This window comes from Mesorhizobium dulcispinae (assembly GCF_033977345.1).
GTDB lineage: Bacteria > Pseudomonadota > Alphaproteobacteria > Rhizobiales > Rhizobiaceae > Mesorhizobium > Mesorhizobium dulcispinae.
This window is the reverse complement of sequence record NZ_JAVIIY010000002.1, coordinates 1-14,180: the sequence shown is the minus strand read 5'-3', so window position 1 is coordinate 14,180 and position 14,180 is coordinate 1. Positions and strand designations below refer to the sequence as shown.

11 protein-coding genes and 1 pseudogene are annotated in these 14,180 nt (G+C 59.7%); 7 read left to right on the top strand and 5 right to left on the bottom strand.

The window, feature by feature from the left end; translation table 11 throughout:
* The first annotated feature begins 137 nt into the window (after positions 1-137).
* The 6 genes from RFN30_RS04720 to RFN30_RS04695 all read left to right on the top strand — a co-directional run bounded on the left by RFN30_RS04720 (position 138) and on the right by RFN30_RS04695 (position 6,587).
* Positions 138-1,640: an SAVED domain-containing protein gene (locus tag RFN30_RS04720; RefSeq protein WP_320260989.1), complete on the top strand. Its 1,503-nt coding sequence runs from the start codon at positions 138-140 to the stop codon at positions 1,638-1,640.
* 2 nt (positions 1,641-1,642) lie between these two features.
* Entirely contained in the window at positions 1,643-2,782 is a 1,140-nt protein-coding gene (locus tag RFN30_RS04715; RefSeq protein ID WP_320260988.1) for an SMODS domain-containing nucleotidyltransferase, read from the top strand.
* An 11-nt stretch (positions 2,783-2,793) separates the two neighbouring features.
* Positions 2,794-4,569, top strand: coding sequence for a HesA/MoeB/ThiF family protein (locus tag RFN30_RS04710; RefSeq protein ID WP_126093745.1), 1,776 nt, complete (start codon positions 2,794-2,796; stop codon positions 4,567-4,569).
* Positions 4,562-5,065 (top strand): Mov34/MPN/PAD-1 family protein, encoded by a 504-nt coding sequence (locus RFN30_RS04705; RefSeq protein WP_320260987.1) that lies wholly within the window; start codon positions 4,562-4,564, stop codon positions 5,063-5,065. The genes RFN30_RS04710 and RFN30_RS04705 overlap by 8 nt, the downstream gene beginning before the upstream one ends.
* A 119-nt stretch (positions 5,066-5,184) precedes the next feature.
* A complete protein-coding gene (locus tag RFN30_RS04700; protein WP_320260986.1) occupies positions 5,185-5,742 on the top strand; it encodes a hypothetical protein in 558 nt (185 codons plus the stop codon).
* A gap of 77 nt (positions 5,743-5,819) precedes the next feature.
* Positions 5,820-6,587 carry a metallophosphoesterase gene (locus RFN30_RS04695; RefSeq protein WP_320260985.1) on the top strand — a complete coding sequence of 256 codons (768 nt, stop codon included), beginning with the start codon at positions 5,820-5,822 and terminating at the stop codon, positions 6,585-6,587.
* Positions 6,588-6,611: 24 nt separating this feature from the next.
* On the opposite strand, the gene RFN30_RS04690 is transcribed toward RFN30_RS04695, so the two are convergent.
* From RFN30_RS04690 to RFN30_RS04680, 3 genes and pseudogenes are all read right to left on the bottom strand, one after another.
* Positions 6,612-7,115 (bottom strand): hypothetical protein, encoded by a 504-nt coding sequence (locus tag RFN30_RS04690; RefSeq protein WP_320260984.1) that lies wholly within the window; start codon positions 7,113-7,115, stop codon positions 6,612-6,614.
* Positions 7,116-7,383: 268 nt separating this feature from the next.
* Positions 7,384-7,884: pseudogene (locus RFN30_RS04685) on the bottom strand (ATP-binding protein); the annotation flags it as partial.
* A gap of 245 nt (positions 7,885-8,129) precedes the next feature.
* Positions 8,130-8,495, bottom strand: coding sequence for a hypothetical protein (locus RFN30_RS04680; RefSeq protein WP_320260983.1), 366 nt, complete (start codon positions 8,493-8,495; stop codon positions 8,130-8,132).
* A gap of 88 nt (positions 8,496-8,583) precedes the next feature.
* On the opposite strand from RFN30_RS04680, the gene RFN30_RS04675 reads away from it, so the two are divergent.
* On the top strand, positions 8,584-10,260 hold the full coding sequence (locus RFN30_RS04675) for a winged helix-turn-helix domain-containing tetratricopeptide repeat protein (RefSeq protein WP_320260982.1): 1,677 nt from the start codon (positions 8,584-8,586) through the stop codon (positions 10,258-10,260).
* A 487-nt stretch (positions 10,261-10,747) separates the two neighbouring features.
* Here RFN30_RS04675 and RFN30_RS04670 read toward each other — a convergent pair whose 3' ends face one another.
* Together RFN30_RS04670 and RFN30_RS04665 are read right to left on the bottom strand one after the other, a co-directional pair.
* Positions 10,748-12,064, bottom strand: a complete 1,317-nt coding sequence (locus RFN30_RS04670; protein ID WP_320260981.1) for an aspartate aminotransferase family protein — start codon at positions 12,062-12,064, stop codon at positions 10,748-10,750.
* A 97-nt stretch (positions 12,065-12,161) separates the two neighbouring features.
* Positions 12,162-13,967, bottom strand: coding sequence for an adenylate/guanylate cyclase domain-containing protein (locus tag RFN30_RS04665; protein ID WP_320260980.1), 1,806 nt, complete (start codon positions 13,965-13,967; stop codon positions 12,162-12,164).
* Positions 13,968-14,180 lie beyond the last annotated feature (213 nt).

The window sequence follows — 14,180 nt, the reverse complement described above, 5'->3', positions numbered from 1 at the left end:
CATTCGACACACGAAGTCCGCTCACCCGGCCTGAATAGGTCGGGCGAACACTGAAACGAACGTTTCCGGGCACTAGGGTGCCCGGAAAATGGTACGGCGAACAAAACGAGAATTGAGAGTATAGGTAGTGGGTGCCTATGGCTGACGCAGTGATTGCAAACTGGGACGGGCATGACTATCAGGCCCGATTCTTCTGGATACATGCTTCGGGTCTCCGCAATCCGGAGACACCCCATGTGGTCGAAGTTTCGTACGAGGCCGACGGCCCGAAAGGGTTCGACGACGTTGTCGTGCGATATAATCCTGGTATGGCCGGGCGTCGCTCGTTCAGAGTCGAGACCGCCCACCACCAGGTCAAATTTCATGTAAACCAAGCTGGGCGTTTCGGCTTCAGGGAGCTTGTGGAACCCGAGTTTATCGGCGCCAGCGCGATCTCTATCTTGCAGCGCCTGAAGGAAGCGGTGGCGAAAGCCCCACCCCGCTCGACGTTCACATTGGTCACGACAGATCGCGTCCGCGATGATGACCCGCTGTCCAAGCTTCTCAAAACGGCGGACAAGTCGCTGGACCTGGAAAAGCTCGCCGTAGGGAAAACAGAACGCAGCGAAATGGGTGAGGTCCGCGCTCTTTGGCGCAATCATCTCGAGCTGGAATCGGACGAAGAACTCTACGCGATCCTCGACACCTTCCATATCATGGAGGCGTATCATTCGCTGCAAGACATGCGTGAAAACGTCGACCTCAGATTCCAGGTCGTCGGTCTGGCACCCGGGGGTAACAGCCTCGAATTCAAGTTCGATGGTGCAGCCCGGGCACTCAAGGCGACTCAGCGAAATGTGCTTACCCGTGAGGCCTTCGAAGAGCTGTGCATCGAACAAGGCTGGGTGAGAACGACCCAGCCGGAGGATAGAAAGAACATTTCCATCCGTTCATTCACAGACGGTCCGACAGACTACCTCGATGCTCAGCCGGAAAACACGCTCTCGCTCGTGGACTTGTTCAACTTGCGGCATCTCAGGGAGGGAATCGACTGGAACACCGACGTCCGTTCTGCTGTCGAGGAGTTCCTCACGCGCGTTCGCCAGACGGACAAGGACATCCGTCTGTTCCTAGATAGCCATTCCTCGATTGCCTTCCTTGCAGGCGCGATGCTCGGCTTCAAGACCAGCACGCACGTCGAACTCAACCAGAAGGGACGAGGGCCGACCACCGTATGGCGGTCGGACGACGGGAAAGTCGGCCCGGCGGCCACAACCGAGGTGATTCCAGTCGGATCCGGCGACGAGATCGCTGTCGTGGTCAGCTTCTCGCGAAATGCATTGGCGGATGTCCAGGAATACATCAGGACGACCGCCCCGAGCATCGGGAGAATCCTGCACGTCGTCGCCGCAAACGGCCCGAGCCAGAAAGCGCTCGCTGGCGGAGAGCATGCAGCCGATCTCGCCGATCAGATCGCGGGTGCCGTGAAGGCGCTTCGCCCGCCGATCAGCGCGCGGCGGCACTTCTTCATAACGGCCCCGAATGCCTTCACATTCTTCATGGGCCAGCACCGCGACTCGATGGGTCCTGTGACGCTATACGAATTCGACTTCAAGAGCGCCGTGGACGGCAGCTACATCCCCTCTATCAGGATCGGTTGAACATGGAACTTAAATCGCAGTTCAGTGAGTTTCTCAGGGAAATCCGCCCTACCGATCGCCAGAAGGAGGAATGGAAGACGGGCTCGAACACGCTCCGGTCTCGCCTAGCGGCGGACAGGGACCTGAGTGGAATCGTGGTGGCGACCTTCCTGCAGGGAAGCATCCGACGTTCCACTGCCATTCGTCCGACGGGCGACAAGCGTCCGGATGTCGATGTGGTGGTGGTGACGGATATCGACTGTGACAAAACCACCCCCCAGCAGGCGATGGACAAGTTCGTGCCGTTCCTCGATCGACACTACCCAGGCAAGTGGCGGGCTCAGGGACGTTCCTTCGGGATCGAACTTTCCTATGTCGATCTCGATCTGGTCATCACCGCGCTTCCGACTGATCCGACGTCGCGTCAGGCAATGGAGCGTCTGTATCGGTCCAACTCGGTGTTGACCACCAGTACTATCGAAGACGACATGAGCTGGCGGCTGAACGAGCGCTGGCAGCCAACGCCCTTCGGAGTTCAGCCGCAGTTGCTTGAGGACGCGCCTTCAGGCAACTGGCGACCACATCCGCTTTTCCTTCCCGACCGCGATGTCGGGAGGTGGGGACGTACGCATCCGCTGGCTCAAATCCAGTGGACGGCCGCCAAGAATCGAGCTTGCAACGGACACTACGTCAATCTGGTACGCGCGACGAAATGGTGGCGGCAGCAGTATGCCGAGACCCTCCCCAAATATCCCAAGGGTTACCCGCTGGAGCATATGATCGGCCACGTCCTTGAGGAAGGCACCAGTTCCATGGCTTCAGGCCTCGTCCAGGTATTCGAGACGATGCGGGACAAATGGAGGTTCGAAGCCCTCGTGGGCAAGGTCCCTGTACTGGCGGACCACGGCGTGCCCGAGCACAACGTCCTCAAGCGCCTGTCTCTGGAAGACTTCAGGGCATTCCACTCTGCGATCACGACCGCGGCCGATCAGGCGCGCGAGGCGCTGGAGTGTGACGACGTTCAGGAGAGCGGCCAGCTCTGGCAAAAACTGTTCGGCGGAAAGTTCCCCCTTCCCGGTCCGAACGGAGGAGATCGAAAGCCAGGTTTCTTCACCGCGCCTGCGCAGCCCGCCGAACCACGGAGGACCGAGCGGTTCGCATGAGGACCTCGTAGTTGTTCGTACCTGAGGTCCTTCAGAACGTGGCCGACAGCGTTGTCGGCCACAGCCGAATTACGGTACTCCGGCCGTGGACACGTCTGGCCGACAGCCGGTGGACGCTGTATATATGCGCGCGCCTTTCAGTTCCCGAATGTGGCACCATTCCAACGGAGACAAACTGGTATCTGGTGTTCGATCCGGCCAGCGTGTCTGTGACCGTCTTCCCATCGAAGGTAGGTGGGATAACTGCGACCCACCAGCACCAGAGTTTCAATGACGAAGGTCCGGCCGCCCTACCGTGGCGGCTGGGCAATCCGTGCCTTAATCGTCAAGCAGCAGCTTTCGCCCGCGTCGCCTGGGCAGGCGAACCCAAAGCCATCGACGAGAAGATTTGGTGGCATCTCGAGCGGCTACTTGTTTGGATCGACGCTGGGGCGAGCGATAAACTCGCGGTCCCGGGAGAGCCTCTGGAACTGCCGTCCGGTCCTGGTCAGACAAGTTTTCCTGTGGTGGGTTTCACGAGCTCGGTCGACGACCTTCAGTACTGGCAGGCAATGAACGGTCAGTGGGGATGGGCAGACCTAGCACGGCTTCCGAGATCGGTCGCAAGCTATGGCATCACGGCTTTCCACGGCAAAGGTCAAAAATCGATCCGCGAGCTGAAATGGGGCCGCTTGATCGCGGCCCAGGAGTCGTCCGCAACAGCGCTCTGGATCGCCCTCGATCGGTTGCCTGTCGTCGCGCCATGGGAGTTGCCACGGACCTGGGCCGCCCTGTCCTCCTACCTAGAAACCGTCGGAGTCGATCTCGGAGAGGTCCTTGTTCGATCGGGAGCGGATCGCCGTCACCGAACGAAGGACAGCGGTCCCGTAATGATGCTTCTTGGTTTTCCACTTTCGTACACGATCGGCGAACCGCCCTTGCGCTATCATTGGCTAGCGATCGACGGCGTCGAACTTGCTGACCGTCGGGCAAAGAAAAACGGTTTCCGAGCGAATGAAAATACGCGGCAGTTCATCGACCGCTCCCGCGCGTCCTTGAATTCGAACCTGAAATGGCTCCGCACGGTGAACTGGGAGCCCGAGGAAATCCGGGCCCGCGCAGGTCCGGAGAATGTGGTGCCGTCGAAGCGGGTCCTCGTCATCGGGGCAGGTTCTCTCGGCAGCGCGGTGTGCGAGAATCTGGTTCGGATGGGTTTGATCGAGATGGGTGTCCTTGATGCCGACCTTCTCGACGTCGGCAACCTTACCCGACACGCGCTGGGCATGGACGCGGTTGGCCACAACAAAGCCTCGGCGCTTGCCAGTGCCCTGAACCTGATCATGCCGGACGCAAACGTCACGGGCTTCGCATCGAGTTTCCCGCCGACAGACACGGAGATAGCAGAACAGGTGCGTTCATTCGACGTGATTGTCGATTGCTCGGGATCGGACAGTGTTCTTGATGCCCTGTCAATGTTCGACTGGGGGGACGAAAAAACGTTCGTCAGCTTAGCGATGACCTGGAAAGGCGAAGGCTTGCTCGTGTTTACTGCATCGGAAACCTCGTTTCCCACGGTGGACGCCAAAGAGAGCTTCGCGGATTTCGGCGTTCCCCCTGCCTCTCTTGATGACGCGCGAATAGAAGGTATCGGCTGCTGGCACCCTGTGTTCCCGGCAGATGCATCGGACGTGCGATTGTGGGGCGCGATTGGATCGAAAGCCATTCTAAGGGCGATCCGGTCTCCGCAAAGGCGTTGCGAGTATTTCAGGCAGGGCGTGGACGGGACCGTGGAGCGTCAGGATGCCTGAGGACGGAAAAGACTTCGTAAGCCAGGTTCATGGGATCTCAGTACATCTGACCGGAGTGGCCGTTCACACGATCAAAGAATACGCGCTGGCGGCGGGAGACCGCGAGACCGGAGGCATCCTAGTCGGCCGCTACGATGGCCACGGGAATAACGTAACCGTCTCCGAGGCAACGACGCAGTCTAAGGATTCTCGGTCAGGTCGGACATGGTTTCAGCGTGGTGTCCATGGCTTGAAAGACCTTCTCCAAAGCCGTTGGCGCCATGGCGAATACTACGTCGGGGAATGGCATTCGCACCCACGCGCAGCGCCCGAGCCGAGCGCGAGCGACATCAAGGAAATGCGGGCGATTTCAAAGGAAATCAGCTATCGATGTCCAAAGCCGGTCATGATTATAGCTGGCACTTCGGCTGCACGAGAGGTCTACCTCTCGGCAAGTGTCTTCGAGCGTGGAGGCCTAGTAAGGCTCCAGGAGAGTTCCGTTTCTTCTGAGACTTGACAGCTTCAGGCGAACCTTCAACCAGAAGAAACAATATGCAGACTGCATGCCGGTACTCGGATGGCCATGCCCCTGACCGTCGGTGTTTCCGGAATACTCGTAACGAGCTAGACGAAGGGATGAACGAAGCCTTCACCTCTATCTTGCTATCGCTGCAAGCTGGCGTGCCTTGGCGAAAGGTGAAAGGCTTCCAGATGACAGACTTCCCGAATTTGAAGACGAAGTACCCGGACCTGATTCCGGCCCGAATGGATTTCGAGTGCGGGCCGGGATGGGAAAAGGTCCTGGACAAGTATTTCGGCGACGTCTCCGCCGCCCTTCCATCAGGAACGCGCTTACGCCTCGACAAAGTCTACGAGAAATATGGAAGCCTGAGGGTTGATGCGATGCCCGAGGGCGCCGTTACCCGCTCTGTTCACCTTGCACTGGATAGGGCAGAGGTCCTCGCCGACTTGCGTTCCTATCGATACTGCGAGACCTGCGGCAAGCCGGGCAGCCTACGAGACAAGTCGTGGCTTTCCGTTGATTGCGAGGCCCACGCCAACGGAGCACCCCCTCTCCCGCCCCATGACGGTCGGATTACCCTCGATGGCGTTGCCTATGAATATGACGAAGGCCTCGACGACTTGGTCCCTATCAAACGCCGCGCAAAGCGACCGACTGGGACGAAGCGCTAGCCCCAAGCCACGTTTCGTTTGACCAAAACGATTGCCGAGACAGCCGCTACTTGTGGGTCCTCGGAAGGATTCCTGGATTGCCATACACCACCTACGCCATAGGCGACGTTCACGGCCGTGCTGACCTGCTTGCGCCTCTCCTTGATGCCATCGGCCGGGAAGCTGGCGCATCCGGCCGCGAGCCCCGCGTGCTCTTCCTCGGGGACATCGTCGACCGCGGCCCATCGAGCCGGCAGGCGCTGGACCTTGTCTGCCACACCCTGGAGATATGGCCTCGGTCGCGGCTGATCCGTGGCAACCATGATGCCTACTTCCTGGATTTCATGACCTCCGATGCTGTCGACGAGGTTAGGTTCACCAAGTGGCTGCTACGGCTGGGCGGCTACGAGACCCTGGAATCTTATGGGCTGCTTGCCGACGGCGATATCTCCGACATTGCATCCGCATTCAGGGCAAACTTTGCCCGACACGTGGAGGCATTGCGGAAATCCGTCCCGATCATAGTCGATAACCGCCTCGCCTACGTTCACGCGGGAGTCGATCCAAATCGCCCCATCACGGAACAGGATCCGAAGGACATGATGATGATCCGCGAACCCTTCCTTCAATACAAGGGCGAGCTGTCTCACGTCGTCGTCCACGGCCACACGCCAACGTCGAACTGTCTGCCCGAGAAGGAGCGCTGCCGTATCGCCATCGATACCGGGGCATACGCCACCGGCAGACTAACCTGCCTTGTCGTCTCGGCTGATGAACGCATACTCCACTTTCTGTTTGCTATCGGCGCCGCAGGACATGTGGAGATTACGCGAGAAGAGGCAGATGGGTTCGAACTCGCCGCGTAGCATGCGGAAGCGTTGCCTCTCTGCTCAGAGCGCCAGCTTGACTTCCTGGTCAGTGGTCCGCAGACGATAGAATTCCCTGGCGACATGGTCTTCGATTTGGGCATTGGGATGGTTCGACGGCGTCATGCGATCGAGGCCATCCGGCGTGAAGATGTCGTCGACCTGAACAGCAGCGTCGCCAGGATCGTCGACCTGCAGAACCCAATCACGCGACGGCAGCTGGCCTGCCGCTACAAGCGGATCGCCCCAGCTGCGCAATTGGTCATGGCCAGCAGTGAGCTTCAACCCGTTAAGTTCTGGACGAGGAAGCGGCAGCAGGCTGGCAAGTTCCTTTGCAGCTTCCAGATTCATGTTCGCAGCGAAGATAGCGTACTGAGCTTCGCCTGTTCGGATCGTGAGGCGAGCCGCCCGGTACTTGGCGTCTTTGCGGTCGAGCGGCAAGGGGAAGACCATGCTCTCGAGGACAGCGAATCCTTTACGCCCCAGCTGGAAAAGATCGTGCTTTATGGAGAACGGTTCTGCGGACAATCTTCGAACTCCAGTTGCCCCATGACCTTGCGGTGGCCGGAAGCAAGAATCGAATCCGCAGAGGCGCGGGCCACCGCAGGAGGCCACGGGGATCTGAGCGGCTAACCGAAACTCCAGTTATCAGCGCTCCGACAGAAGTTATAGCGCGACAATCTGGGAGAGAGGCGCGCGACAATCTGGATGAGAATCTTGTGTCGCGGCGGTTGTGATGATCGCGGCATTGATTGTCGCGCGCAAGAGGTTTTGTCGGTTTGATTGTCGCGGCGCGTCAATCAGGAGCGACGTTGGCCGGGGTTGCATATGACGCCGGCCTGCTTGGCCCTCTTTTTCGCTCGATGGCCTCGCGCCGCCGATAGCTCTCGACATTCAGCTCGAAGATGGTGGCGTGATGGACAAGGCGGTCGACCGCGGCGAGCGTCATGGCGGGGTCCGGGAAGACCTTTCCCCATTCGCCGAAGGGCTGGTTGGCGGTGATGAGCATGGAGCGCCGCTCGTAGCGAGCGCTGATGAGCTCGAACAGCACGCTGGTCTCGGCCTGATCCTTGGTGACATAGGCGAGGTCGTCGAGGATGAGCAGGTGGAAGCGATCGAGCCGATTGATGGCGGCTTCGAGGCCGAGCTCGCGGCGCGCGACCTGCAGCTTCTGAACGAGATCGGTGGTGCGGGTGAACATGACCCGCCACCCGTTCTCGATGAGGGCCAGCCCGATGGCCGAAGCAAGATGGCTCTTTCCGCCGCCTGGAGGGCCGAACAGGAGCATGGAACGGCCACCAGCTGTGCAGTCGTTGCGACATCACGGTCGGAACGTCCTGAATAGATGAGAAGCGGAAGTACCAGGAATTGTCATCTTTGGCAGGATAGAGGACCAAACCTGACATTCGATGATGCGTGTAAGCGAAATCCAAATTTCTGGAATCTTGCGGATCTTCGCTGGGGCGCCACCTCAGTTCGTACCAAACATGCGCGCCCCCCGCGAAAAGGCGCGTCCGACCATGGTCGTCCCGGCTCGGCAGCTCACAATGCGTAGTCGCAGTAATGGAAGGTGGCGAGATAGCCGGGGAGTCCGGGCATGAACTCCTGTTGATGGGTCCAAGCTCTGCACTCGGCCATGGAGGTCATGGGTTTCACGTCGGGGAGCCTGATTAGCTCCCCGTGGTTGGTCAGAAGGATTGTGACAGCGCTGGCGGAGAGCACGGTCCGGCTATCCATCGACTCAAGGCTGGCGACATTATAACCGCGGGGGCTGGGACGGACCTCGTCTGAGGCAACCTGGTTGACATGGTCAGGGCCACAGGATCTCGCGGTGCGGGAATCCGCTTTTGCGGCCGTTTGCGCTGCCAAAAGAAGAGCGAGAGCGATGATGAGCTTGATGCGATTCATGTCGTCCTCCGTCTCATCCGGTGCTGCTGGGATCGCTTGGAGGCGAAGGCCGAATGGGCTAAACTAGAAAGCGCGCCAGGAAGGTGAAATGTCCCGAACGGCCCCTGAAATTGACCTGAAATCTGCTGAAACGATCACGTTTCGCGGTTTTGTCTTCCTGACGAAAAGCAAAGAACTCCGAACCGTCGAAGGCAAAGCGGTCAGTCTTCGCAGCCAGTCCGCCGAGGTGCTCTCGGTGCTCGCGGCGCGACCGGGCGAAATCGTGTCGAAGGATGCGCTGATGCAGGCGGTTTGGCCCGATACCTTCGTGACCGACGACAGCCTCACGCAATGTATTGCCGATATTCGCCGCGCGTTGGCGGACGACGCGCACGTGATCGTGGAAACCGTCCCAAGGAGAGGCTACCGACTGAATGCCGATCTGTCGGACGCGGCGGCCCCAAACGCCGCAGCCGTCACGGAACGTGCCAAGAAACGATTCTCGCAGCGCGGCTTCATTCTTGCTGCAATCGTTCTCGCTGCGGCAGCGATCGGCGCATACTACGGCACCGAAATGTGGCGAGCCGCTCCGGTTCCTTCGAGCGATATGCCCAGGATTGCAATCCTTCCCTTCGATGACTTCAGTGCCGGAGCGGACAAGGGATATCTCAGCGATGCCGTTGCCGAGGGGATCATCACCGAGCTGGCACGAAGCAAGACTTATGCCGTCATCGCCAGGAACTCGAGTTTCAGGTACCGCGGTAAGCCCACCGACACCAGGCAGATCGGAGATGAACTCAGGGTCGACTACCTGCTTGAGGGTAGCCAGCAGAAGGTGGGAGACCGGCTGAAAGTGACGGCCCAACTGCTGAATGCGCATGATGGATCGCATGTCTGGGCGAACTCCTACAACCGGGAGATTGGCGATCTTTTCGTCGTCCAGGAGGAAATCATCCGCACGCTTGCGGTACGGGTCGGGCGCAGGATCGAGCGCCCCTTGCCACAGACCGGTGCCGCCAGGGTCAGCGCGCTCCACTATCATCTGATGGGGATTGCCGAGATCCGAGAGGATTTCTCGGCCCCGAGGAACGAGCTGTTTCGGCAGCTGAACCTCAAGGCGATCGAAGAAGATCCGAACTCGCAGTTCGGCTATATCGGGCTGGCCTGGTCCTATCGCAACGATGCGATGTTCGGCTGGAACGAGCAGGAACCTGACCGTGACGAGGCGTTGAAGCGCGCGGCCGAATACGCCGACAAGGCCATCCTGCTCGCTCCTGATGACGCTGAAGCGCATAATATCCGCGCCAGCATCCACACCGAAGCCGGCGAGGTCGAGCAGGCCAGTGGCCAGTACGATCAGGCAATCGCCCTGAACCCCAGCAACTCCGATATCCTGGTCCGCAGCACGGATCTGCTACTCTATGTTGGCCGTACAGACGAAGCGATCGATCGGATCAAGCAGGCCATGGGCATCGATCCTTTCTACCCAGACGACTTCAACTGGCAGATGGGCTGGGCGCTCTGGGAAAAGAACGATTGCGGGGCTGCGCTGGCGGCGATGCGGAAAATGTCCACAATCCCGAGCGGCGCGCACCGAATGCTTGCGGGAATCCACGCTTGTCTGGGAAATAAGCGCGAGGCAAGGGAAGCGCTTGCGGTTTTCCTTAAAGACTCGCCCGGTCAATCCATCAGTAAGGAACGCAGGGAGTGGGAGAAGCTATGGACCGCCCCCGGAAGCCTCGACCGCTGGATCGAACACATGCGGATCGCGGGCTTGCCGGAGTGACGGCTGCCCGTATACGGCCCGGCAGAGGCTAATTGGCCGCAAAAAAACCGTTGAAGCCTTGGTGTTGTGGGCGCCGGTTGACCTCAAAGCAGGATCATCCTTCGCAAGGAATATTGGGTGCGGGAAAGTCGGCAATGGGCCGACTTGCGCCATAGTGCGCTCGCAGGAACGTGCCCGACGGCTTGCCGTTCATCGGCGATGCCAGGAAGGCGCTCAACGGACCTTTTGCGCTGAGACCATGGCGCGCCGTTTAATTATCCACAATGTCAGCATAGCTGATCCGCCGGATTGCGGATCGCGGCGTACGCAGACCCGATTTCGACGGCAGCTTAGCGCCTCAATGTCGGCCGTTGAGGTGAGCGTTGCCGCCGCCTGAAAGCAGACATTGCCGGCGACCGCGCTGGAGGTCGCGGTTGCGTCGAAGCAGACTTTGCAAGCCGCGACCACTCTCCGGCGGTACGGTCGGAGTACGGCAAATCAATGCCGGTTAAGGGCCTAGCAGTGATCGCCGTGATTCGATGAACTCCTGCACCGAGGCGACAAACCTCTCGCTGTCTTCTTGGGTGATGGGCAGTGAAAGGTTGATCATGCCGCGCGGAGCCATCCATACGCCCCGTTCGATCATGTCAAAAAAGAAGAGCTGCCTCAGTGTGGCGTTTCCCTTCAAAGCGTCTGCCGGCGTATGGATGGGGCCGCTGCGCATGTGGACGCTCATCATCGATCCGAGCCCGGTGAAACACATCCTTACGCTCTCGGCCTGGGCCAACTGGTTGAGCCGACTTCTCATCCGGTCACCGAGGCCATTGAGTTGGCGAACAGCTTCAGGTGTATAGACCTCCGTCAGGCCGGCAATTCCAGCGGACATGGTCAAGACATTGTTGTTGAAAGTCCCGGCATGGGGGAAAGAACCCTGCTTGCGAGGGTCGAAGCGGTCCATGATGTCCTTGCGGCCACCGAAGGCACCGCACGATATGCCGCCGCCGATATATTTCCCAAGCGTGGTTATGTCCGGCAGAATTCCGTGGAATTCCTGTAGACCGCCCGGTGACAGACGTGACGTCATTACCTCGTCGAATATGAGGAGGATGCCGTGCTTATGGGTGGCATCACGCAGGGCCTGAAGAAACGCTCTGTCGGCGGGCAAGCAGCCAGCGACGCCCATCATCGGCTCTATCAGCACAGCCGCCAGATCGTTCGCCTGCTGCTCGACCAGGTCGATCGTTTGATTGAGGTCGTTGTAATTGGCGACTACGAATCCGAAAGGCGCATTGATTGGGCTGCCACCGTTCGCGAAAAGGAACACGCCTCCATGATAGGCGCCATCGAACACAAGGACCTTCGTGCGACCGGTTATGGCGCAGGCCGCGCTGACCGCCATGAGGTTCGCCTCGGTTCCGCTGTTGGTGAAGCGGACTAGGTCGATTGAGGGAAAGCGAGAGCACAAGGCAGCGGCCAGTCTTGCCTCAAACCTATTGTGGCCTCCCAGGTCTATACCGCCGTCGAGCGCCTTGTTGATTGCAGCACGGATTTTGGGATGCGAGTGGCCGTAGGCGGCTGCCGTGTACTCTGCAAGGAAATCGATGTATTCGTGCCCATCTGCGTCCCAGAGCCTCGCGCCTTCCCCGCGAACCATCGTCAAGGGGAACGGAGGATAGAACAACACCGTGCGCGTGGTCCCGCCGGGAAACACCTCGCAGGCTTCCTCATGTCGCGTCAGACTCTCCGAATTGCTCGCGGCATAGCGGGCCTGGGCATCGGCAAGCGCCGCTTCCGGGTCGGTGTTGACGATGGCCGTCCTATTCATTGGGGCCTCTTCGCCAGCCATTGATGTATCGCCGACGCATCTGGTTGACGCGAAATGCCGCCGGCGAACTTGTGGACATCGGTTGGTAGCACCGCTCTCACCCTGGCAGACCCGCCTTTAGATACCCTTCGACAAAACACTGCCGATCCTCGCGGCGCTGGAACGGCTGCCTGCTCGCCCAGTCCTCTACCGAGAAGTTAGGGTGTGCGACAAGGAACTGCGCTGCTTCCGTCTTGGCTTCGTCCATGCGGCCAAGCTGCGCTAGGCTGGCGGCCAGGATGCGTTGCGAACCCGAACGGTGTGTAGCCTCGTGTCGCAAAGTTTCGACTGCATCTTCGTATTGGCGCGCCAGATATTGTACAAGACCGAGATGCCAATAGTACCATCCTGGCGGGTGCGGATTGAGACGGAACGCATTCCGCAAGGAGTCGATGCCTTCGCCAGCGCTGCCCTCGAACGCTTTCATCACACCCAGGAATGCCCAAGCGTCGGAGTGGTTAGGGTTGATTTCGAGCGCTGTCGTCAATTCTGGTGCGCCCGCATCCAGCCTACCATCCAAGAACCGCACAAAGCCGAGAATCGCGTGCGCACCAGCGTTTTCTGGGTCGAGCGACACGGCTCGTCGCGCTGCCGCGAGAGCAAGCGAGCGACCGGGTTCAGGCGCTTCTCCCCAGTACGACCATCCCCAAACATGGCTCATCGCAAGCCAGGCGTGCGCGTCGGCGAAGCCTGGATCGAGTTCGATTGCTCTCTCGAGGAGCGGGCGAGCCTCTCTGTTACTCTGAACCGATTGCGTTACCAGCACCCGCCCGCGTACGAACAGATCGTAAGCTTCAAGGTTCGTGGCCCTTTGCCTGGCAACGGGGTGCGCCGATGGTAGCAAGTGGGAAAGAGCATCTACGATCCTGCCCACCACCTCGTCCTGTACCATGAAAATGTCTGCTAGATCGCGGTCGAACCGGTCAGCCCAAAGGTGTGTTCCATCCTCCGGATCGATGAGTTGGACATTGATGCGGACCCGGGCCGCAACCCTGCGCACGCTGCCTTCGACAACAAACCTCACGCCCAGATCCGTCGCGACCACACGAATATCGACAGACTTCCCTTTGTAGGCGAATGCCGAATGCCGCGAGATGACGAGCAGCCCGGGCACCTTGGACAGATCGGTAATCAAATCTTCGGCCAAGCCGTCTGCGAAGTATTCCTGTTCCGGGTCACTGCTCATGTTGGTGAATGGCAGAACGGCGATTGCCGCCCTGTTGGGCAAGCCTGGTGGAGTGCGTAAGGGTCGGTCGGGCTTAGCGGATGCCGACGAGGTTTGTAGGCGGACGCGATAGCAAGCGATCGGCTCAGCGATGTTTTTCATCCGCTGCTTGCCCATCGGCTCAAGGCCGAAGGCGAGCTTTTTCTCGACCTCTTTCGAGACCTTTCCCGAGACGCAGATGCCGCCGGGATCAGCCACCTGCTGCAGGCGCGCCGCGACATTGACACCCTCGCCGTGGCGATCGTCCCCTTCGATGATCACTTCTCCCAGATTGATCCCGATACGGACCTCGATGCGCTTGCTTTCGGGGACGCTCGCGTTGCGCTCCACCATGCCGCGTTGAAGCGTCACCGCGCATTCGACGGCATCGACAGCACTGCCGAATTCCGCCAGCAAGCCGTCGCCCATCAGCTTGAAGATGCGCCCGTGACGCTTGTCGATCTCGGGCTCGAACAGTTCCTTACGGCTGGCCCTTAGCCGTTCGAAAGTGCCTGCTTCGTCCGCCTCCATCAGGGCCGAGTAAGCTACGACGTCGGCGGCAAGAATGGCCGCAAGCTTGCGTTCCATAGCGCCTTGAACTGTCGCATCATCGGCAAAGAGTGTCGCACCAAATACGCTCAACTCTGGCGATGCGATCACCGCAACTCTAACATAGCTGGAGCTTCCGGGCTAATCCGCAGTCTGCCGGATGACCGCTTCGGGTCAGATCACGTCGACGCCGGCAGAGGACTCAAGGTCCGCTTCTAAGAATCCGAGCCTCGGAAGCCGACCGACCGCTTTCGTGAAGAGTTTCGGGCGCCGGCAGGCGTACGAAAGTCCCCGAGGAAGGAACCCGCGGGCCACAGGCGATGG

What these genes read in the sequence shown, in the direction of transcription:
- RFN30_RS04720 (WP_320260989.1), top strand. Translation starts at nt 138, where the DNA reads ATGGCTGACGCAGTGATTGCAAACTGGGACGGGCATGACTATCAGGCC.
- RFN30_RS04715 (WP_320260988.1), top strand. Translation starts at nt 1,643, where the DNA reads ATGGAACTTAAATCGCAGTTCAGTGAGTTTCTCAGGGAAATCCGCCCT.
- RFN30_RS04705 (WP_320260987.1), top strand. Translation starts at nt 4,562, where the DNA reads ATGCCTGAGGACGGAAAAGACTTCGTAAGCCAGGTTCATGGGATCTCA.
- RFN30_RS04700 (WP_320260986.1), top strand. Translation starts at nt 5,185, where the DNA reads ATGAACGAAGCCTTCACCTCTATCTTGCTATCGCTGCAAGCTGGCGTG.
- RFN30_RS04680 (WP_320260983.1), bottom strand. Translation starts at nt 8,495, where the DNA reads ATGAATCGCATCAAGCTCATCATCGCTCTCGCTCTTCTTTTGGCAGCG.
- RFN30_RS04675 (WP_320260982.1), top strand. Translation starts at nt 8,584, where the DNA reads ATGTCCCGAACGGCCCCTGAAATTGACCTGAAATCTGCTGAAACGATC.
- RFN30_RS04670 (WP_320260981.1), bottom strand. Translation starts at nt 12,064, where the DNA reads ATGAATAGGACGGCCATCGTCAACACCGACCCGGAAGCGGCGCTTGCC.